The 19,043-nt window shown below is 41.9% G+C and carries 23 protein-coding genes; 8 read left to right on the forward strand and 15 right to left on the reverse strand.

What is annotated here, in order from left to right; all coding sequences use genetic code 11:
• Window positions 1-245: 245 nt before the first annotated feature.
• From arsC to H3T75_RS05145, 6 genes are all read left to right on the forward strand, one after another.
• Window positions 246-602 (forward strand): arsenate reductase (glutaredoxin), encoded by a 357-nt coding sequence (gene arsC, locus H3T75_RS05120; RefSeq protein ID WP_025330570.1) that lies wholly within the window; start codon window positions 246-248, stop codon window positions 600-602.
• Complete coding sequence (locus H3T75_RS05125) at window positions 603-1,262, forward strand: YdcF family protein (RefSeq protein ID WP_025330569.1); 660 nt, start codon at window positions 603-605, stop codon at window positions 1,260-1,262. It begins immediately after the preceding gene.
• A 399-nt stretch (window positions 1,263-1,661) separates the two neighbouring features.
• Window positions 1,662-2,951: a glutamate-1-semialdehyde 2,1-aminomutase gene (hemL, locus tag H3T75_RS05130; protein WP_198211192.1), complete on the forward strand. Its 1,290-nt coding sequence runs from the start codon at window positions 1,662-1,664 to the stop codon at window positions 2,949-2,951.
• A 445-nt stretch (window positions 2,952-3,396) separates the two neighbouring features.
• Window positions 3,397-3,657, forward strand: a complete 261-nt coding sequence (locus tag H3T75_RS05135) for a hypothetical protein (protein ID WP_084551580.1) — start codon at window positions 3,397-3,399, stop codon at window positions 3,655-3,657.
• Between the two features lie 128 nt (window positions 3,658-3,785).
• The gene (locus tag H3T75_RS05140) at window positions 3,786-4,448 is read left to right on the forward strand and encodes a response regulator transcription factor (protein ID WP_084554366.1); all 663 of its coding nucleotides are present in this window, start codon (window positions 3,786-3,788) and stop codon (window positions 4,446-4,448) included.
• Window positions 4,424-5,833 (forward strand): ATP-binding protein, encoded by a 1,410-nt coding sequence (locus H3T75_RS05145; RefSeq protein WP_198211193.1) that lies wholly within the window; start codon window positions 4,424-4,426, stop codon window positions 5,831-5,833. Before H3T75_RS05140 ends, H3T75_RS05145 begins: the two co-directional genes overlap by 25 nt.
• A 269-nt stretch (window positions 5,834-6,102) precedes the next feature.
• On the opposite strand, the gene upp is transcribed toward H3T75_RS05145, so the two are convergent.
• The 6 genes from upp to murI all read right to left on the reverse strand — a co-directional run bounded on the left by upp (window position 6,103) and on the right by murI (window position 10,583).
• Window positions 6,103-6,735 (reverse strand): uracil phosphoribosyltransferase, encoded by a 633-nt coding sequence (gene upp / locus H3T75_RS05150; RefSeq protein WP_025330564.1) that lies wholly within the window; start codon window positions 6,733-6,735, stop codon window positions 6,103-6,105.
• A 75-nt stretch (window positions 6,736-6,810) separates the two neighbouring features.
• Complete coding sequence (gene grxD / locus H3T75_RS05155) at window positions 6,811-7,122, reverse strand: Grx4 family monothiol glutaredoxin (RefSeq protein ID WP_025330563.1); 312 nt, start codon at window positions 7,120-7,122, stop codon at window positions 6,811-6,813.
• A 22-nt stretch (window positions 7,123-7,144) separates the two neighbouring features.
• Complete coding sequence (locus H3T75_RS05160) at window positions 7,145-8,407, reverse strand: RsmB/NOP family class I SAM-dependent RNA methyltransferase (RefSeq protein WP_198211286.1); 1,263 nt, start codon at window positions 8,405-8,407, stop codon at window positions 7,145-7,147.
• A gap of 9 nt (window positions 8,408-8,416) precedes the next feature.
• The gene (locus H3T75_RS05165; RefSeq protein ID WP_198211194.1) at window positions 8,417-9,091 is read right to left on the reverse strand and encodes a DUF3108 domain-containing protein; all 675 of its coding nucleotides are present in this window, start codon (window positions 9,089-9,091) and stop codon (window positions 8,417-8,419) included.
• Window positions 9,092-9,108: 17 nt separating this feature from the next.
• Window positions 9,109-9,750 carry a phosphoribosylglycinamide formyltransferase gene (purN, locus tag H3T75_RS05170; protein ID WP_110414161.1) on the reverse strand — a complete coding sequence of 214 codons (642 nt, stop codon included), beginning with the start codon at window positions 9,748-9,750 and terminating at the stop codon, window positions 9,109-9,111.
• Between the two features lie 23 nt (window positions 9,751-9,773).
• Window positions 9,774-10,583, reverse strand: coding sequence for a glutamate racemase (gene murI, locus H3T75_RS05175; protein ID WP_084565570.1), 810 nt, complete (start codon window positions 10,581-10,583; stop codon window positions 9,774-9,776).
• A 235-nt stretch (window positions 10,584-10,818) separates the two neighbouring features.
• Between murI and tsaE the strand changes: the two genes are divergently transcribed.
• Both tsaE and H3T75_RS05185 read left to right on the forward strand, forming a co-directional pair.
• Window positions 10,819-11,289 (forward strand): tRNA (adenosine(37)-N6)-threonylcarbamoyltransferase complex ATPase subunit type 1 TsaE, encoded by a 471-nt coding sequence (tsaE, locus tag H3T75_RS05180; protein ID WP_025330558.1) that lies wholly within the window; start codon window positions 10,819-10,821, stop codon window positions 11,287-11,289.
• Window positions 11,290-11,292: 3 nt separating this feature from the next.
• A complete protein-coding gene (locus H3T75_RS05185) occupies window positions 11,293-12,615 on the forward strand; it encodes an N-acetylmuramoyl-L-alanine amidase (protein ID WP_084565569.1) in 1,323 nt (440 codons plus the stop codon).
• A gap of 428 nt (window positions 12,616-13,043) precedes the next feature.
• Here the strand turns inward: H3T75_RS05185 and H3T75_RS10955 are convergent, their stop codons facing one another.
• The 9 genes from H3T75_RS10955 to H3T75_RS05225 form a co-directional block, all read right to left on the reverse strand.
• A complete protein-coding gene (locus H3T75_RS10955; protein WP_255517923.1) occupies window positions 13,044-13,169 on the reverse strand; it encodes a hypothetical protein in 126 nt (41 codons plus the stop codon).
• 381 nt (window positions 13,170-13,550) lie between these two features.
• Window positions 13,551-13,994 carry a hypothetical protein gene (locus H3T75_RS05190; RefSeq protein ID WP_025330556.1) on the reverse strand — a complete coding sequence of 148 codons (444 nt, stop codon included), beginning with the start codon at window positions 13,992-13,994 and terminating at the stop codon, window positions 13,551-13,553.
• Window position 13,995: 1 nt separating this feature from the next.
• The gene (locus tag H3T75_RS05195; protein WP_198211195.1) at window positions 13,996-14,955 is read right to left on the reverse strand and encodes a hypothetical protein; all 960 of its coding nucleotides are present in this window, start codon (window positions 14,953-14,955) and stop codon (window positions 13,996-13,998) included.
• The gene (locus tag H3T75_RS05200) at window positions 14,955-15,533 is read right to left on the reverse strand and encodes a phage tail protein (protein WP_025330554.1); all 579 of its coding nucleotides are present in this window, start codon (window positions 15,531-15,533) and stop codon (window positions 14,955-14,957) included. Before H3T75_RS05200 ends, H3T75_RS05195 begins: the two co-directional genes overlap by 1 nt.
• The gene (locus tag H3T75_RS05205) at window positions 15,526-16,671 is read right to left on the reverse strand and encodes a baseplate J/gp47 family protein (RefSeq protein WP_025330553.1); all 1,146 of its coding nucleotides are present in this window, start codon (window positions 16,669-16,671) and stop codon (window positions 15,526-15,528) included. The genes H3T75_RS05200 and H3T75_RS05205 overlap by 8 nt, the downstream gene beginning before the upstream one ends.
• Window positions 16,668-17,039, reverse strand: a complete 372-nt coding sequence (locus H3T75_RS05210; RefSeq protein ID WP_198211196.1) for a GPW/gp25 family protein — start codon at window positions 17,037-17,039, stop codon at window positions 16,668-16,670. Before H3T75_RS05210 ends, H3T75_RS05205 begins: the two co-directional genes overlap by 4 nt.
• Window positions 17,040-17,122: 83 nt before the next feature.
• Entirely contained in the window at window positions 17,123-17,752 is a 630-nt protein-coding gene (locus H3T75_RS05215; RefSeq protein WP_025330551.1) for a phage baseplate assembly protein V, read from the reverse strand.
• A complete protein-coding gene (locus H3T75_RS05220) occupies window positions 17,736-18,833 on the reverse strand; it encodes a phage late control D family protein (protein ID WP_198211197.1) in 1,098 nt (365 codons plus the stop codon). Before H3T75_RS05220 ends, H3T75_RS05215 begins: the two co-directional genes overlap by 17 nt.
• On the reverse strand, window positions 18,821-19,042 hold the full coding sequence (locus H3T75_RS05225; RefSeq protein ID WP_025330549.1) for a tail protein X: 222 nt from the start codon (window positions 19,040-19,042) through the stop codon (window positions 18,821-18,823). Before H3T75_RS05225 ends, H3T75_RS05220 begins: the two co-directional genes overlap by 13 nt.
• Between the last annotated feature and the right edge of the window lies 1 nt (window position 19,043).

The raw sequence follows: 19,043 nt of genomic DNA on the forward strand, positions 1-19,043 counted from the left end.
AATAGCAATTATTATAGAATAATTCATATACAATTTTGCCGCAAAAACATTAGCAGGTAAGGGGTTTATTTATTTTTATTTTGTATAAATCAATTGAAATGCATATTCAAAAGCAGATAATTTATTTACATCCGACACATTAATTCAGCTTTAGCTTTAGAATAATTAATAATACTTGTCAAAATTTGAAGTTTCGTCCACACTTCCAATTTAGATTTTTTATTTATAGAAGTTCAGGGATAATCATGACACACACCGTCATACTGTACCATAATCCAAATTGCTCTAAGTCGCGCGCTGCCCTGTCTTTACTCCGAGTACGCAATATTAATACCAAAGTCATTCCCTACCTGACCGAGCCTTTATCCGAAGCACAAATTCGTTCACTGAAACAAAAACTGGCCATCAACTCAGCACGGGAAATGATGCGCAGTAAAGATGATTTGTTCACACAACTGAATCTGCTTGAAGCAGATGAAGATACTCTGATTGCCGCAATGGCAGCACATCCGATTTTGATTGAACGACCGATAGCTGTATACGGCGAACATGCCGCTATAGGTCGCCCGTTAACGAATATTGAAGCTTTACTAGAACAATAAATGAGCTCCGGCACACGTTTAGGTTTTTGGTATTGTCTGCGCACTGTAATTGCCGGATGCAGCCTATTTGTTGGGGCCAACTATGCTTTTAGTGTTGCTACAGTCTACCAGCTCAGCCATCCGCAGCAAGTACCGACAGAAGCCGATGCCGCTATCGTGCTTGGCGCAGCCGCATGGGATAAGCGCCCTTCACCAGTTTTCCGTGAACGTATCAATCATGCCATTAATCTGTATCGTGCCGGCATAGTAAAAAAAATTCTCTTTACTGGTGGCAGCCCCAGAGCCGGTTTCATGACGGAAGCAGCCGTCGGACGTCGCTATGCTATCCGTAACGGTGTTGATGCCAATGATATTATTTATGAAAATCATTCGCGCGATACCTGGCAGAATCTGGTTAATGCAAAAGCCATAGCTGATGATAATGATCTAAACAGTTTTATTATTGTCAGCGATCCATATCATCTGGCACGTGCTTGCTTTATGGCACGTGATCTGGGTTTAAATGTACAGCTTTCGCCTACTCCGACTACCCGCTACACCGCAACCCAGTCGAAATTACGCTTTATTGCGCAGGAAAGCTACACTTTAATGGTTTATCAGTGGGTGCAGCATTTATCAAAATTTCCGCGTTTTATTCGTATGCTACGTACGCTAGTTTAGTAATTTTCTTTTAGTTACCTTAGAATCTGAGAATTCTGTCCATTAATTTAGCTAAAAAACATAAATTTCATACAGCTATAAGATTTTAAATCTGAAATCTTAGCTCTGTCTTTATGTATGTGAGACTTACGATTTTACAATCAGCTATAGATAATTTTATTTCTTTGAAAATAGAAAGTATTACTTAATCAATTATTAATAGTAAGAAATTACATATTAATATTTAATAAATCAATTATTTCACCATTAAAATTACTTACTGCTACCCTGATATTTTATTTTATCTTCCGGATTCCTGTTCGAAAAGCTAAAGACAATTAACCTTTAAGGGTAATCGATAGTATGATTAATCCCTGAATACAAGTTATCTGATATTCCAATAAAGCAGAGGTCATAATCATGGATAGAAACCAGCAGCTCTTTGAAGAGGCAAAAACCATTATTCCCGGCGGAGTAAATTCTCCTGTACGGGCTTTTGGCAGTGTCGGCGGCATACCCCGCTTTATTAACAAAGCTCAGGGAGCTTATGTATGGGATGAAAATCAAACCAGTTATGTTGATTATGTCGGTTCATGGGGACCAGCCATTGTCGGTCATGCACATCCTGAAGTTGTTCAGGCAGTCTGTCAGGCGGCCGAAAATGGCTTATCTTTTGGCGCACCGACAGAAAATGAAATCCGAATTGCTGAAGAAATACGCCATATCATGCCCAGCATGGAGCAGATTCGACTGGTCAGTTCAGGTACAGAAGCAACCATGAGTGCAATCCGTCTGGCCAGAGGTTTTACCGGCAGGGACAATATCATCAAATTTGAAGGCTGTTATCATGGTCATTCAGATAGTCTGTTGGTTAAAGCCGGATCTGGTCTGCTAACCTTTGGTAATCCCAGCTCTGCCGGCGTACCTGAAGATTTCAGCCGCCATACCCTGGTATTACCTTATAATGACGTTGAGGCTTTACAACAAACGTTTGCCAGCAAGGGCGACAGTATTGCCTGTGTTATTGTCGAACCAATTGCCGGTAATATGAACATGATCCCCGCCACAACTGAGTTTGTTCAGGCACTGCGTGAACTTACAGAACAGTATGGAAGTGTTCTTATTTACGATGAAGTAATGACTGGTTTTCGCGTTGCTCTGGGCGGGGCACAATCTATCCATGGTATTAAGCCTGATTTAACGACAATTGGCAAAGTAATTGGCGGAGGCATGCCAGTAGCAGCTTTCGGTGGCCGTGCAGACATTATGGCATGTATATCGCCTTTAGGTGCTGTTTATCAGGCAGGTACCCTTTCCGGTAATCCGGTATGTGTAGCAGCCGGACTAAAAACACTGGAAATCATACAACGACCGGATTTTTACACTACACTCAGCAAACATACCCGACAGTTGAGTGATGGTCTGACAGCAATCGCACGTGAAGCCAATATCCCTTTCAGCAGCCGCAGTGAAGGCGGAATGTTTGGTTTTTACTTTACTAATAATCTGCCATCCTGTTTTGCAGATATGCAAAATACCAATCAGATATTATTTAAAGAGTTTTTCCATGCCATGCTGTCACGCGGTGTTGCATTTGCACCATCAGCATATGAAGCGGGTTTTGTTTCAGCTGCTCATAGCAGTGAAATCATTGCAGATACACTGGGTTTAGCTGCCGAAGCATTTACGGAAATTGCGCGCACTGTCTGAGACATTTATTCTTACCAGTGTATGTCAAGTGTATGTCAAAAGTAAAACATACACTGGTATCATAGATAATAATCAACTCTGAACTAATAATCACGTAATTTAAATATCTTTATATTTATACTTTTAGCAGTCACATATTAAGACAAGATTAAGTTCCATTTTTTATAAAAATCTCATTTATTTTTTATTAACAAATAGATTTCAATAGCATATAAATAATAGTCTTTATTCAATATATCAAACATAAACCATTATAAATGCATATTATTTTAAATTTTAAACTAATAAGCGAATCTATACTTACTCTAAATAATAACATTTAATTACATTAAATTAACAATAAACAACATTTAGCTAAGTCTTGCCTAAGTATTTAAAGCCATACTGTGCATCAACAAGAACCGAGATGGTTATTGTCTTTAATTACTTTTAATGGAGATCTGTCATGAAAAAAATCACTGCTGCTGTTGTAAGTGCTATCTTTGGTTTAACTGCTGCTGCTGCCTTTGCTACTCCCCCTAAACCAGCTACAGCTACCACCACTACTACAACCACTACAGCTGAAAACACCAGTGCTAAAACTGTAAAACCAGCTGTTAAAAAAGCACCAGCAAAAAAAGTACATACTAAAAAAGCACATGCCAGAAAAGCAGCTGCTAGTACTACTACAACTAAACAAACTACTACCACTACTGAAACTAACTAATCAGTCGCTGGTTAACGTTTGAATAAAACCGTTTCAGGAATCCTGAAACGGTTTTTGTTATCATAGATATCTCACAGTCTGAAACAATACAGACTGGTTTACAAGTCTATGCGGAAAAATGTTAACTCATGCGAATTTTACTTCTTGAAGACGACAAAATGATTGCAGAGGCATTAAGCGATATGCTGCATGCTGCCGGTTTTGCCGTTGATTGTGTTGCTGACGGTATAGCAGCTGAAAATGCATTGCAACCAGAAATTTATGATATTGCCCTACTGGATATTGGTGTACCCGGACAGGATGGTCTAAGTGTTTTACGTCACTTGCGTGCAAAAAACTGTGATTTACCCGTTATTCTGATTACTGCCCGAGACACAGTGGAAGAACGTATTAATGGTCTGGACAGCGGTGCCGATGACTATGTAATTAAACCTTTTGCGCCTTCCGAATTACTGGCACGTATCCGGGCTTTATTACGCCGCCGTAGCGGACATGCTACTCCTATACTAAGCAATGGCACCATTACCCTGAATCCTGCTACTCGTGAAATCAGTGCCAACGGACAGGTTACCCGCCTGTCAGCACGAGAATACGCTTTGATGTACAGTTTATTGCTCCAACCCGGCACGATACTGTCACGACAGGAACTGGAAGAAAAGCTCTACGGCTGGAATGAAGAAGTAGAAAGCAATGCCGTAGAAGTAGTTATTCACGGAATTAGAAAAAAACTGGGCAGTAATGTGATTAAAAATGTACGAGGACTGGGATGGCTGGTAGACCGACGCGGATAGTCTCATCACTACAGTGGCGCTTATTACTGGTTTTAACCATCGTAGTAACTTCAATCGCTATTATTGGTGACATTCTTGCCTATCAGACTGCTTTTCGGGAAACACAGGATTTACAAGATGCTCAGCTGGAGCAGATAGCCCATTTACTTGATCCGCGCAGTTCCATACTGCGCAGAGATACACAGGAAGACCTTAATTTTCCTGAAAGCGCCAGAACGCTGCCCAAACCACGCGTGCTGGCACAGACACTAGATTCACCCTATCTCAATATTCTGATGGGAGATGATAATGCTGTGCAGAACCTTCAACAATTACCTGATGGTTTTCATAACTTTACTACGGTAGCTCGTCATTGGCGGGTTTACCTGCTCACCCGTGAACGTGAGCGAATTATTGTTGCTCAGCGTACAGCATACCGAAATCATATAGCCAAAGACAGTGCATTAAGTGTAGTCTGGCCATTTCTTATTTTAATGCCTATTCTATGGCTGTTTACAGCTATCTGGATTCGCCGCCTGTTTCGGGCAACGCAGGAAATGAGTAGCGAATTAACCGCACGCAACGCCAATGATTTATCACCTTTGGATACCAGGCACGTACCGACAGAAATCCGCCCTTTCATTACCGCACTTAACCGCCTGTTCAGTCAGCTACAGGCTGCGATGGAGCATGATAAAAAATTTATTAGTCATGCAGCACATGAATTACGTACACCAATTACCGCACTTACCTTGCAAATAGCACGTTTTGATGAACCGGAATTAACTATTCAGGAACAACACAAACTTATTGAACAAATCAAAGCAGGTATTGCAAGAACCGAACAGCTGCTTATCCAATTATTATCTATGGCCAGAGCACAGCATCAGCAGCAGCAACATCTGATAGCGAACAATGCTCAGAAAACTGCACTAATGCCCTTACTGCGTGATTTAATTTCCGAATTATTGCCGCTGGCCGAACAAAAAAAACAGAACTTAAGTTTCGACATTAGCGAAGATGTTTTTCTGCCAGTCAGCAGTAATGATTTATATACTATTTTGAAAAATATACTGAGTAATGCCATCAAATACACTCCTGTTGATGGGCAAATATGCATTGGCATTAGACCAACTACAGATAACAAAACGATTTTACTTATAGAAGACAATGGTCAGGGAATCTCTGAAACTGAACGCCAGCTAGTATTTGAACCGTTTTATCGTATTTTGGGCAACAATGAAAGCGGAAGCGGTCTCGGGCTGGCAATCGTTAAAACCCTGTGTGATCAGTGGCACATCAGTATCAGTCTGGCAGACTCTGGCCTGCGAAATTCAGAACAGAAAGCAGGACTGGCTGTAAGCCTGATATTCAGCCCAGATAAGCTGCAAGCACAAAACAAATAACATCTTAAATCTTATAAAATGATTGCATCAGATTATAATTAACCGGCAAATATTCGATTTATCATTTTATAAACAAAAACTTATTTCTTATCCAACAAACCAATTCTATTTAGAATATTTATCTGATACCCATATCCATTTTTAAAAACAAATCTGGATTTAATTCAGCATAATAAAAAAACACAGAATCTTCCATACAGAAAATTCTGTGTTTTTTTATTAACAGATTCTTTCAGCGATCAGACTGCATGAAATAATCTGAATTTAAATTACCAGTGCTTGGTACCAAAAATCTTGTCACCAGCATCGCCCAAACCAGGAATAATATAGCCATTATCATCTAGATGATCATCCAGAGCCGCTGCATAAATAGTCACATCAGGATGAGCTTCATTGACAGCCTTTACCCCCTCCGGAGCTGCTACAAGAACCAATGCCTTAATATCCTTGCAACCTTTTTTCTTAAGTAACTCAATAGTTGCATTCATGGATCCGCCTGTTGCCAGCATTGGATCAATGATCAATGCCGGGCGTTTATCCATCTGACTGACAAATTTTTCAAAATAAGGTACAGGCTCCAGCGTTTCTTCATCGCGCTGTAAACCTACTACACTGATTTTAGCTGTAGGGATTAAGTCCAGTACGCCATCCAGCATACCCAGCCCTGCCCGCAGAATCGGTACAATAGTAACCGTTTTGCCTTTAATCTGGTAAGCATCAATCTCACCACACCAGCCCTGCATTTTGACAATTTCTATATCAAAATCACGGCTGGCTTCATAAGCCATTAAGCGTGCCAGTTCTTTAGTCAGCGTACGAAAACGATAAGTACTGCAATCTTCTTCTCGCATTAATGACAGCTTGTGCTTCACCAGAGGATGGTCAATCACATTTATATTCATAGCCAGTTCCAAAAAATAATTGCTATAAAACCTGAATAAAACAGCTACCGGAAAATATTTCCGAACAAAACTCTGTCAGACAGACGCCAGCAAAGTCTGCAATTCACCTGCTTCGTACATCTCCAGCATAATGTCAGAACCACCGACAAATTCACCTTTTACATACAATTGCGGAATTGTCGGCCAGTCTGCATATTCCTTGATACCCTGACGGATATCTTCATCTTCGAGCACATTAACAGTATAGAACTCTTTTAAACCGGCAGCTTGCAAAATTTGTACAGCACGGGATGAAAAACCACACTGTGGAAACTGCTTAGTGCCTTTCATGAACAACACAACCGGATGTTCAGTAACAAGCGTTTTAATTCTTTCCTGAGTACTCATGTACATTCCTTCTTATATCACTTTATTTAATGCGTGTAAGTACAGCGGCAAAAAAACCGTCTGTATGATGTTCACCGGTATTCAACTGCAGATAGTCACCCTGCATATCAGGTAAGACATTACTTTTAAGCAAAGTCTGCACCGGTTCTATATGCCAGCCTGTATTGGCTGCCAGAAAATTATTTAACTGTTGCTGATTTTCCGTTTCCAGAATACTGCAAGTTGCATATACAAGCCTTCCGCCCGGACGTACCAGTTCAGAAGCTGCCTGTAAAATTGATTGTTGCTGCTCGAGCAACGTCCGGATATTGTCATTACTCTGACGATATTTTAAATCAGGATTACGACGCAAGGTGCCCATTCCGGAACAGGGTGCATCCACGAGCACACAATCTGCCTTATTCTTTAATCTGGCAATACGGGCATCATGCTCATTATCAATCCGTTGCGGATGAATATTAGTCAGACCTGCCCGAACCATTCTCGGCTTCATATTAGCCAAACGTTTTTCTGCCACATCAAAAGCATACAGCCGGCCACTGCCTGCCATCATTGCCCCCATTGCCAGTGTTTTACCACCGGCTCCGGCACAGAAATCGACAGCAATCTGACCGCGTTTAACGCCTGTTATCAACGCCAGCAGCTGACTGCCTTCATCCTGAACTTCCAGCACACCGTCTAAAAACAGCGGATGCTTGTTTAAAGCCGGTTTATCAAATAGCCGGATTCCCCATGGCGAAAAAGGCGTAGCTTCAGCACGCAATCCTTCTGCCTGTAACTCAGACAGAATCTTATCACGTTTACCTTTCTGAGTATTTACCCGTACATCCAGCGGCGCCGGCTGCATAACGCTGCGACCGTAAATAGCAATCTGATTATCATCCCAGCCCTGCTGTTGCAGACACTCAATTAACCATTGAGGCAGCTCAGCAGCTGTAGTCAGATCGGAGGCAAAAGCAGACTTTTGCTCTTTAACATCAATCAGCCACTGTTTTTCTTCTGAGTCACAAAGTGATTCTGCACCGTGTACGCTTATTCCCCGCCCTAAAACCAATGCAGCCAAAGCTGCCCGACGTGGTTTTTGATGCGGTTTTGGCAGCATCTTCTGAATTTTCTGCAAATGGCGGATAGTAGCAAACACAGTTTCAGCTATTTCCTGCCGGTCACGCATACCCAGCTTGCGCTCACGCCGGAAAAAAGCTGAGAGCACAACATCTGCAGGCTGTCTGAATGTTAACACCTGTGCCAGCGCAGAAGTAGTTAAATCAAGTTGTTGTGCATTTATCATAATTTCTTAAAAAACCTTCCCGTTAATCCGGCCGCCTTTCAGTTGCAATGTATATACTTTACCATTGTCCACATAGCTAATCCGTACCGGAATATTTTCAAGCTGGGGAGCGAATGCATATTCCACTACATCATCGCCACGACTGATACTGTACTGTCTGATCTCAATTTGCCGTCCGTTTAACATCAGCTGATCACTACCACGGCCGTTAACTGCATCCAGTTGGTATACTTTTTTACCATTAGTCAGATAAGTATTTGCGGGCAATTTACCTTGATTAAATCCCAGCTGCCAGCCAAGAGCAAACATATCATATACCGGTCCGTTCACCGAGATATGTTTAACTGCTTCGGAAACCTTACCATAATCAACCCCATGCTCAGAAAAACGTGCCTGAGCATATGGTTTGCCAAAGCGGCTGTCAGTGTAGGAAAGCGGATTTAAAACTGAGTCTTTTACGGTTCCGGACGAAACAAACTGCATCTGGTAAAAAATCAAATTAATTTGCGTATTAATCTGATACTGACCATCCTTTTGCACAAAATCCATATTTACCGGCAAACCATAACTGTCGACAAACTGCAATTGTGCCTGCTGAGGCAGGTCTGCTGCTTGTACCATAGGTATGAACAGCAAATTTATCCAGACAAATATCAAACCTGAATATACTTTCAACTTCATATTTTTCTCATAACATCTCAGTTTTTCAGGCAGGCCACATTATCCGTGACAGCATCAGCAAGATTTTTAACTCTGTTACCTTCAACTACCAGATTTCCAGCAACAAAATCAGCCACTGCTTTTGGTAAAAGCTGATGTTCAATTTTTAATACCCGCTGTGCCAGAGTATCGGCAGTATCCCCATTCAGAACAGGTACTACACCTTGGGCTATAATCGGACCGCAATCTAGTTCGGCAGTGACAAAATGAATCGTACAGCCTGCCACCCGGCAGCCACTATCCAGTGCACGCTGATGAGTATGCAGTCCGGTAAAAGCGGGCAATAATGACGGATGAATATTAATTAACCTGTCCGTATAATGTTTGCAAAACTCAGGTGTTAAAATGCGCATAAAGCCAGCCAGTACCACCAAATCAGGCTGAAAAGCATCAATATGCTTTATCAATGCCGCATCAAATGCTTCACGGCCTGGATAATCATGATGGCTGATTGCCTCGGTTGTCAGCCCGTGTTGCGCAGCCCACAGTAAACCGGCTGCATCAGACCGATTACTGATTACTGCCACAATTTCTGCCTGCGCAATATCGGCTTCTACAAGAGCCTGCATATTGCTGCCGCGACCGGAAATCAAAATCACAATTCTTTTTTTAGCGCTCATCTCTCACCTGTCAACCAAAATACCTAGCCCAAAGAAACCATTTCCAGCTGTTCCAGACTTCGCCCCAGAAATCGCTCACCAATTGTCTGGAAACGTAGCGGAATATCACTGACATAAAACCGGTATTGCGCACCTGAATGATCAGGATTAATCAGATTATGCTGTTCCAATGCCAATGCAGTAGCTTCAGCAGTCGTAATCGCCGAATCAACTAACTTCAGCTCAGGAGCCTCCTGACGGATTAATGGCTTCAGTAACGGATAATGAGTACATCCCAAAACCAGCGTATCCACCTCTTCTGCCAGAATCGGCTTCAGATACTCCCTTGCAGTCAAGCGGGTAACTTCATGATCCAGCCAGCCTTCTTCCACCAGCGGCACCAGCAACGGACAGGCTTGTGAAAAAACACGCGTTTGTGCATTCTGATTGTGAATCGCCCGGGCATAAGCATTACTATTAACAGTAGTACTGGTGGCTATTACACCAATGTGATTATTCTGAGTGGTTTCCAGAGCAGCCTGTGCACCTGCAGCAATCACATCCAGAACCGGCATTGTGCCTGCAAGCTGCCTTACTTTTTCTCTTGCCACCGCAGCTATAGTATTACAGGCCACAACCAGCGCCTTAACATCATGCTCAAGCAGAAAAGATACAATCTGTTCAGTATAAACTTCAATTGTATGTCTGGATTTCACACCATACGGAACCCGCGCCGTATCACCAAAATAAATAATATTTTCATTAGGGAGCCGTTCCATCAGTGCGCGAACCACTGTCAGGCCGCCTACCCCGGAATCAAATACACCTATAGGTTGTTGTTGTATTGCAGTCATTTGTCTCTTCATTATTGACCATGACAACTCAGTTCAGCATAAACTGAATTAATCGAATATCAGTCATTATTGTGATTATAGCATTGACCCGGAAATATACTCATAGCTTAGTACACAACAAATGTACATAAAAGAAGCCTGAATCCAGAAACAAGACAGACAGACTGAATTTTATTACTTTCGTTATTACAAACTTTATCGCATAATAACCCCGTTTTGATTAATTAAAAACACCATGTCTGCCACTGAAGTCCGTGAAATTTTTCTGGCTGATGAAAACGATACCCTGAAACTGGGCGAACGTTTTGCACAGCTTATCAGCCCTCCTCTGATTATCTGGCTGGAAGGTGATCTGGGTGCGGGCAAAACAACCTTTACCAGAGGCTTACTCAACGCTCTTGGTTACAACGGTGCAGTTAAAAGCCCTACCTACAATATAGTTGAAACTTATCCGTTTAAAGGCTTTAACCTGCATCATTTTGATTTATACCGTTTTCAAAATCCGGAAGAATGGCTGGATGCAGGACTGGATGAACTGATTACAGCAGACAGCATTATTTTGATTGAATGGCCACAGCTCGGCGGTGATTTGGCACCTCCGGCTGACATTATCCTGAACATCACCATCAATGGTAGTGGCCGTACAGTACAGATAAATGCCGTTACTACAAACGGAACAAAAACATTAAATAAAATTACAGAATAAACTATGTCCAACCACATCAGCCGCCGGAAATTATTAATTACATCTACCGGCACGCTTTTAATCAGCCTGACTCCATTTGCACGAGCAGCCCAGACAGGGGCTGATATTGTGGCTTCACGCATCTGGCCGGCCACAGCCTATACCAGGATGACATTAGAATCCACAACACCCATCCAGTTTAAATATTTTCAGCTAAAGAATCCTGACCGTCTGGTTATTGATATTCAGGGGTCAGCCACCAATCAGTATTTGCGTGAACTGAGCAATAAAGTTCTCCCAATGGATCCCTATATTGCCAGTGTCCGCGTCGGACAATTTAATCCTGAAACCATCCGTATCGTGATGGATTTGAAAACCACCGTTAATCCTCAGGTATTTTCACTTGCTCCGGTTGCCAACTTTAAAAACAGACTGGTAGTGGATTTATACCCTACCGCCACCGTAGCCATGGAACAGGAAAAAAACGATCCGTTAATGGCTCTATTACAGGATTACAGTCACGGTAAAGTAAACAGTGACGGCACTACTCGTCCTCAGGCTACAGCCTCCACACCTCCGGTAAAAAAACTGCCTGAAAATAAACCTCCAGTAACTCAGCAGCCTCCTCAACCATCACGTACGCCAAATAAACTGAATCGTCAGCCTGTAATTATGATTGACCCCGGACATGGTGGTGAAGATCCCGGAGCCACAGGTCCTTCCGGTCTGCGTGAAAAAGATGTGGTGCTCGCTATAGGGCGTGAAGTAAAAAAAATATTGGATTCGTATGGTTACAAAACTTATATGACCCGAAACGAAGATATTTTTATCCCATTGGGTGTACGTGTAGCCAAAGCGCGTAAACTCAGAGCAGATGTTTTTGTTTCCATTCATGCAGATGCATTTACCAATCCGTCAGCAAAAGGTACTGGTGTATATGCACTTAATCCTAAAGGCGCCACCAGTGCAGCAGCCAAATATCTGGCACAAACCCAGAATGCAGCTGATTCGATTGGCGGGGTAAATTATTCAACTGATAAAAATGTCAACAACACACTGTTTGATCTGACTCAGACAGCTACCATCAATGATAGTCTGAAACTCGGTAAAGACGTACTGAATCAACTGGCCAAAATCAACAACCTGCATAAAGGCAGTGTCGATCAGGCAAATTTTGCCGTCCTGAAAGCACCGGATATTCCATCAATTCTGGTTGAAACAGCTTTTATTTCTAATCCGACTGAAGAACGCTTACTATCTAACAGCGATTTCAGAAAAAAAGTTGCAAACTCAATTAGTAGCGGAATTAAGGATTATCTGTCTACAGCTGTGCTGGCGCGCCGCTGATGATAATATTCAACGACAATACAGTTATTATTTGAATTAATATGTTTTTCCCGTAAAGGATTAAAAAAATTATCTTATGACATATTTTTAAAAAAATCTGAAAAACAAAATAATACTTAAAAAGCATCGTTTCAGTCAGTTATTGCAAAACAATAGGTGTATCATCAATGGACGTGGCAAATCCAGAAATCATAACCATACACCATAGACCCGAATACCCCCTGATATTATTTGCTACTAGGTTGAATTGAATGCAAAGATACTCAGACCAATATTAATATCTGTAACTCCGACTATTCAGTTTAGATGTTAAATTTTCCGGATTACCTTCAAAAACCAGATGAACTTCATTCAAAAGTTAAACCGATAGACATTGCTAACCTCATCCAAATACGCTGTTGTTCATATAGCTGCCATCCCCTCATTAATCAATCAAATACCATTTTCCATAAGTCCTGCTGTCTAAGAGGATCTGCACCTGCTCTCGGCTCATCAGACAGCAATATCTTAGGCGAAGCCATCATCGCATAAGCATGACCTAATCTTTGTTTCATACCACCAAAAAGTTGACCGGCAAACAGGCCAGAAAAAAGCTACAGTTTGATAAAACTAATGATCACTGGAAAGTTTCCTGACGAACCTGTGATAAAAGACTGCATAACTAAGCATAAAGCTTCATATTTTCCATGTAGGAAGGTATATAACTAACGCTATAGGCGATTTTTTCCATGCGCTATCCGATCCGATTAATGCAGTCAGGTGACCGGAGGAATAATAATTTACAGCTGAATAGATGATTTAGATTTAAAAATAATCTAATAGTCAATTTAAAAAGCAAAGGCAGCCAATAACTATGCTATCAGCTGTCTTAGTGCTTCATTCATAATTCTGAATTACAACATTCTCATTATTTATAAATTTTTCAAATAATCTATTTAAAATTCCTGAGCTTCTTCCCATGAATTAAATAACTTATCAGGATCAATTTTTAAAATATTAGTTAAAAGATTCCATAACTCCTCAGAAACCAAACTGAAAGACTGGCTTTCCTGTAAGTAATTGCGCAGCTTAATTAATGATTTACCTTCAAAATTTTTTTCGGTTACTAAGATTAAAGCATCTTTATTTTTATCAAATGATAACTCAGCCATAGTCAAAAACTGATGACGAGCAAGACAAATGGCATCTTTACGCTTTCTCAATAATTTTTCACTTTTTGTCATGTATTTTTCTGGTTGAAGGTGTCTGGATATTTCTTTATCTGTCATTATCCTGAATGCCTCATTTCCTTCAAGCAATTGTTCGAACCATTTATTTGCTAATTCTTCTGAATCAAAGGCATAAACCATTTTATCATTACTATTTAAATAATATTTCATTTTAACCTCTTCTCAATTCTGCCCACACTCTGACTGGCAAATTACCATTAAGGCAATAACTATGTCCGGGCGGTACAATGCCAAATATTGGCTTACGTTGCGAATCTTCATTACTTGTATTTACTTCACCTAGTAATACACCATTGACAATTAGTTCAGCTGATCTATTGTTTATATGATAAAAACTAATGGCTACTGCAATTGGCGATGAAGTCTGATTTGTATAAGTTATAGAATATCCACGTGCCCCTGTAACATCCGACCAATTCTGATTAACACCCAGTGAATTAACCTGACGTGTTGAAATAATAGCGTTACCATCTCCATTAAACCAGCAACTACCTGAAACATCTCCATTTAAAATAATCTGACGCGAATTTTTTAAAACTGTCGCCGATGCAGCATTACCGCTTGTATTTTGATTTCCTGCTATGTTTACTCCCGGCAAATTTATATTAGTAGAACCATCAAAGTTAATACCACCAATTTTAATGGCATTAAGTAATCTGGAAGCTGTATTAGCATTACCAGATGTATCTTGATTACCTTTAATATTGACACCCGGTAAATCTATATCTGTTTTGGCATTAAATATAACTCCACCAATTTTTCTGGCAGCTATCTGAGCTGCGTATGAGGCTGTGGCCGCATTTCCAGAAGTATTCTGATTTCCGGGCTTATTTACTCCGGGTAAATCAATATCCGCTGAACCATCAAATGCGACCCCACCCACATTTCTGGCTTTGCTAAGTTTGTCAGCTAACTGTGCTTTTTTAGCCAAATCTGCGCTGGCAGCGGTAGCTGATTTATCCAGTTTATTGTCTTTGAGCCATTTGGTTCGGTTGGCCAATTGTCGTGTCGGTACATTATCGATACCATTTTCCCCGCCCAATACCGGATCGGATGTTTCCCATTGATAAATACCTTCTTCCCAGAACGAAGATTCTTTTAAATTTGCCATTAAGCAGTTCCTTTGTTAAATGAGCCATCCCGCTGTGCCTGTCCGTTATGCTGTAGTGGTACAGCAGTATAGTCGAGACTGGAAAGCACACAGCGTGCCGGAGCAAAAGCAGCCAGAGTTTGACGTAATAAAGCTGCCTGTTGATTAGTAATCGGGTTATTCAGTAAGATACGGTAATGCGCCCAGTAACTATTATGTCCGCGTACATACATACCATCGCGCTGAATATTACCGTTGTGCCGCTGGTGATTAAGCCCTTCAATAATCGTTATTTCACCAAAGCCGAGGCGGCGGACAATCTCTCGTAACGACCAGGGTGTTCCTTTATTGCGATGAAGTTCGTATGCACCTTTAATCAATTGCCGTTTGGCCTGATCGCTTTCGGCCAGCCAGTATCCGTTTACTCCGAGAATACAATGGCTTTCAGCCAGAAGTTCAAGATGATCGGCCAATACCAGTTCTACTAGCCGGGGCATAAGCTGTGGTGTAGACACCAAATCAAGACGTAATCCCAGAGCAGCCAGTGCCCGCATCCGCTGATCACGCTCAATTACTGCTGCATAGGTCAGCTTAGCCATCCACTGCCTCCTCAGCTATGCTCAGGATCAGATTAGTACAGTGTGCCCATGTATCAGCAGCAACCTTAGTCAGCACTAAATCCGGTGTAGCAACGTTATAAACACCATCAACTTTTAATAATGACTGTATAACTAACGGGACTACATCTACTCCGAGTCGTTGCTCCTGACTAATCTGATATTGCTGCCAGGCAGCTCGAACTGCTGCAAGTACAGCTCTTGCGTCAGTGCCTATATACAAAGTTAATATTGCATTTACCTGATAAGTAAACGTTTTCGGAGCCCGTACAATCACCTGATCACATAGTGGGCGTACCCGCTCATCAGACAAAGCTGACTGAACCTGATTAACTAGTTCTGCTGAAGGCAAGCCGGTTTTTGTAAGCAAATTCACTGCAACAACACCTCCCAAGGGTTTACCTTGTTTATCAGTATCATTGGTTACAAAAACATCAATGATGTCCTGACTAACTTGTCTGGCAAAATATTCATAGGCTCCTACAGGTCCGGCAACTGAAAATGATTCAGGAGCAAGCAGAATACGTACCCGATAAGCATCATCGCTTTCAACATCTACTCCACCACTTGATGTCGTGACATTGCTGACCTTAATTTCAGCAATATCGGTCAAATGATCAGCTAAAGTGTTTATCTGGCCTGGTGACCAGCCATTTCCTATGATTCCCGTTGCCTGACAGACAGCATTGAGCTCTAGGCTGGGAGTGGTTGCGGTAAGCATACCTGCTGCTGTAGTAGTAAATATCAGCGAGTCCACTGTAACTCTGGTTTCTTTCGGAATCACAATCTGCTCTTTACCTTTTAGTACAGCCTGAAAGCGAAGTGTTGTTTGTGCCGGCTGAGCCTGTAATCGCGGAGTATTAACATCATCACCACATAAATCCAGCATCAGGCCGGTAGCAAAACGAACATGCTGCTGCCTGTAGGCTTCATTTATCTGTTGACGGGTTAATGCCTCACGATAGGCGTAAGTATTAATCAGTAAGCGTTCAATATGCGCCGGCTGTAGTGTTTTGCCCGTACGATTCTGATAATCATTTATGGTATCGGCCAGAATCGTTGCCAGATCGTCTTCAACTATTTTTACATCTGTTCGTGAAAGCTTAGTTAAATCTGTCATTTTTGTACCAACCCAATATTTGTTTGATAAATTTCACCGGCTACCTCTTCTGCGATCCGCCAATGAACAGTTATCGTCAGTTCAGGTGCGTGACCCGTAAAAGTGACCTGTTCCACTACCACACGCTTTTCCCAGGTTTGAATAGCGAGAATCACCTCACGCGTTACTCCCGGAATAAAGACATCTTCTGGTGTATCCAGATAGTCCAGATGGTCTGAACCAAAAGTCGGCCGGGTTACATCTGTCCCTTTACGGGTTATTAAAATATTCAAAATACATTGATTAATATCATCAATACCGGTAACAATATCGCAGCCACTATTCAGTGGCGCTAGCTGCCAGTGGCGGGTACGCGGTGTTATGGTCATAGCGGTTTTCCAAAAAATAAAAATCCCTGTCAGAATGAACAGGGATATAAAAAATAAGAATTAGCAGAGCGTTTCGCTGATTATCAGTTTGGTTTGCCCGTATTTCCACCTGAAGTCAGATCAGGATGAGTATGACTCTTAAGACTTTTACCATCGGCTACCACATCTCCGTTTTCAACCTTAATTGTGCCGGTTATTGAGGCTGCCGTACCACCACCGCCGGAACCGGCCATTCCGCCCTGATAGGTCAGTTGCCCCTGTACCAGTAAGCTGCCGGTAGCAGTAGTAGTAGGTGAATCAAGAGTAATATCACCTGCTTTAACCAGTACCGTATCTGCTTCTACTATTACTGCTCCACCAGTCTGAACACATACTTCACCACTATTGCGATTATGGCTGATCACCGTACCATTACTGAATTTTTTCATCCAGACATTATTATTATTTACCGGTGTGCTATCAGCCTGATTGTATAAGGCTCCCAAAACCACACCATTTTCTCCCCGTGCATCCAGAATACAGGCGACTAGCTCCCCTCTGTCAGGCAGTGAATAAAAACTGTTTCCGCCTGCAGCAGCAGTCAGCATTGGCAGCCAGTCAGTGTGAATATTTTCTAATGCCGGTAAACTGACTTTAAGCATATGCCGTCCGGCATCTATGGATTCAACAATACCAAACTGTAAAGTCGCACCAAATTCATACAGTTTCTGCATGCGTATCACCATCTGCGTCATCAGCAATATATTCAATCATATTTATTTCCAAAGACGTTACATAACCTGAACTGCGGCTCAAATTATGGCTTGCCTGCTTAATCTGGTAATTTCCCGACATTTTGCCATAACCGCTCAGACGAATAATCTGACCGGCTACCAGCTTGACATTGCCAAAAAGATCCAGACTACCGGTTACCTGACACTTGCGTGCATCGGCCAATGCAGCATCTGCACGTGCAGCTAATTGCTGCTGTGATTCCCCTTTATTAGCCACAATTTTTAACCTGTCACCGCTTGCACCCTGTTTACTTTGCGGGCGTAACGGCTGTCCTTTACGCTTAACCGTACGTACTTGTTTAGCCTTAGGGTCGTAGCCGGAAGCAACAACTTCATTAGGAACACCTTTGATCTGATCGCGAAAACTGGCTGACTCAATATCTTCTGGCAGCAACACCAGTACCGGTTCCTGTGCAGTTAATTCCGTATTAGCAATAAAAGCCAGAGTCTTATCAACAATTTTAAAAGTATAGCCAAACTGTTTTGCTAGTCGCGCCAGAAATTCAACATCACTTTCCTGATACTGTGTGATACGTTCAATTTCCAGCCTGGCAATCGGATTTTTAACCACCAGTTGTAATCGTGCGGCTACTGTCTGTACAATTTTTTCCAGAGTGGTTTTTTCATACGCCTTAGGCTGTAAAGTCCGGCTGGCCGAAGTAATTCCAGTAGAAAGCGCTTTCAGAGTAATCACATTTGGTTTAAATGCATAATCGATATCCGCAATCTCAAAATTACCAAGATTCACCAGACTGGTAAACTGATCACCTAGTGAAAACGACAGCAAATCACCCTGTTCAGGATACCAGTTACGCAACCATCTGCCATCTGTATCTTCAAACGACACAGACAGCTCATCTGATTGCTCGCCCAGATAATCCGTATAACTAATGCTGATAAGATAAGGCTTAATTGCTAATGTAATGTCTTTTTTTTCGTATTCGATAGTGAAATCCGGCATAGTAACCGGATGTGTTTTGCTTAAGCCGGATAATCCTTTTAACATATTTACCGCATCCATGGTGGCATATCCTCCTGAGCAGCATGAGTATCAGACCGGATAACCGGAATCAGTACAGTCAGATTTGCCGTAAATTGTTCAGCCAGCGCTAAATGCGGGTTGGCCGCAATCAGCCTGTCAATCATCGTGGCATCACCATAGTATTTATGTGCAATCAAATCCCAGCGATCCCCTTCACTGGTCTGATATTGCAAGACTGAATCAACCATA

Source organism: Snodgrassella sp. W8135, from assembly GCF_016101225.1.
GTDB lineage: Bacteria > Pseudomonadota > Gammaproteobacteria > Burkholderiales > Neisseriaceae > Snodgrassella > Snodgrassella alvi.

What these genes read in the sequence shown, in the direction of transcription:
- H3T75_RS05145 (WP_198211193.1), top strand. Translation starts at nt 4,424, where the DNA reads ATGGCTGGTAGACCGACGCGGATAGTCTCATCACTACAGTGGCGCTTA.
- H3T75_RS05205 (WP_025330553.1), bottom strand. Translation starts at nt 16,671, where the DNA reads ATGACAGATTTAACTAAGCTTTCACGAACAGATGTAAAAATAGTTGAA.
- H3T75_RS05135 (WP_084551580.1), top strand. Translation starts at nt 3,397, where the DNA reads ATGAAAAAAATCACTGCTGCTGTTGTAAGTGCTATCTTTGGTTTAACT.
- H3T75_RS05220 (WP_198211197.1), bottom strand. Translation starts at nt 18,833, where the DNA reads ATGGATGCGGTAAATATGTTAAAAGGATTATCCGGCTTAAGCAAAACA.
- upp (WP_025330564.1), bottom strand. Translation starts at nt 6,735, where the DNA reads ATGAATATAAATGTGATTGACCATCCTCTGGTGAAGCACAAGCTGTCA.
- H3T75_RS05165 (WP_198211194.1), bottom strand. Translation starts at nt 9,091, where the DNA reads ATGAAGTTGAAAGTATATTCAGGTTTGATATTTGTCTGGATAAATTTG.
- H3T75_RS05140 (WP_084554366.1), top strand. Translation starts at nt 3,786, where the DNA reads ATGCGAATTTTACTTCTTGAAGACGACAAAATGATTGCAGAGGCATTA.
- H3T75_RS05185 (WP_084565569.1), top strand. Translation starts at nt 11,293, where the DNA reads ATGTCCAACCACATCAGCCGCCGGAAATTATTAATTACATCTACCGGC.
- hemL (WP_198211192.1), top strand. Translation starts at nt 1,662, where the DNA reads ATGGATAGAAACCAGCAGCTCTTTGAAGAGGCAAAAACCATTATTCCC.
- H3T75_RS05195 (WP_198211195.1), bottom strand. Translation starts at nt 14,955, where the DNA reads ATGGCAAATTTAAAAGAATCTTCGTTCTGGGAAGAAGGTATTTATCAA.
- murI (WP_084565570.1), bottom strand. Translation starts at nt 10,583, where the DNA reads ATGACTGCAATACAACAACAACCTATAGGTGTATTTGATTCCGGGGTA.
- H3T75_RS05200 (WP_025330554.1), bottom strand. Translation starts at nt 15,533, where the DNA reads ATGGCTAAGCTGACCTATGCAGCAGTAATTGAGCGTGATCAGCGGATG.
- purN (WP_110414161.1), bottom strand. Translation starts at nt 9,750, where the DNA reads ATGAGCGCTAAAAAAAGAATTGTGATTTTGATTTCCGGTCGCGGCAGC.
- arsC (WP_025330570.1), top strand. Translation starts at nt 246, where the DNA reads ATGACACACACCGTCATACTGTACCATAATCCAAATTGCTCTAAGTCG.
- H3T75_RS05215 (WP_025330551.1), bottom strand. Translation starts at nt 17,752, where the DNA reads ATGCAGAAACTGTATGAATTTGGTGCGACTTTACAGTTTGGTATTGTT.
- H3T75_RS05125 (WP_025330569.1), top strand. Translation starts at nt 603, where the DNA reads ATGAGCTCCGGCACACGTTTAGGTTTTTGGTATTGTCTGCGCACTGTA.
- H3T75_RS05225 (WP_025330549.1), bottom strand. Translation starts at nt 19,042, where the DNA reads ATGGTTGATTCAGTCTTGCAATATCAGACCAGTGAAGGGGATCGCTGG.
- grxD (WP_025330563.1), bottom strand. Translation starts at nt 7,122, where the DNA reads ATGAGTACTCAGGAAAGAATTAAAACGCTTGTTACTGAACATCCGGTT.
- tsaE (WP_025330558.1), top strand. Translation starts at nt 10,819, where the DNA reads ATGTCTGCCACTGAAGTCCGTGAAATTTTTCTGGCTGATGAAAACGAT.
- H3T75_RS10955 (WP_255517923.1), bottom strand. Translation starts at nt 13,169, where the DNA reads ATGAAACAAAGATTAGGTCATGCTTATGCGATGATGGCTTCGCCTAAG.
- H3T75_RS05190 (WP_025330556.1), bottom strand. Translation starts at nt 13,994, where the DNA reads ATGAAATATTATTTAAATAGTAATGATAAAATGGTTTATGCCTTTGAT.
- H3T75_RS05210 (WP_198211196.1), bottom strand. Translation starts at nt 17,039, where the DNA reads ATGACCATAACACCGCGTACCCGCCACTGGCAGCTAGCGCCACTGAAT.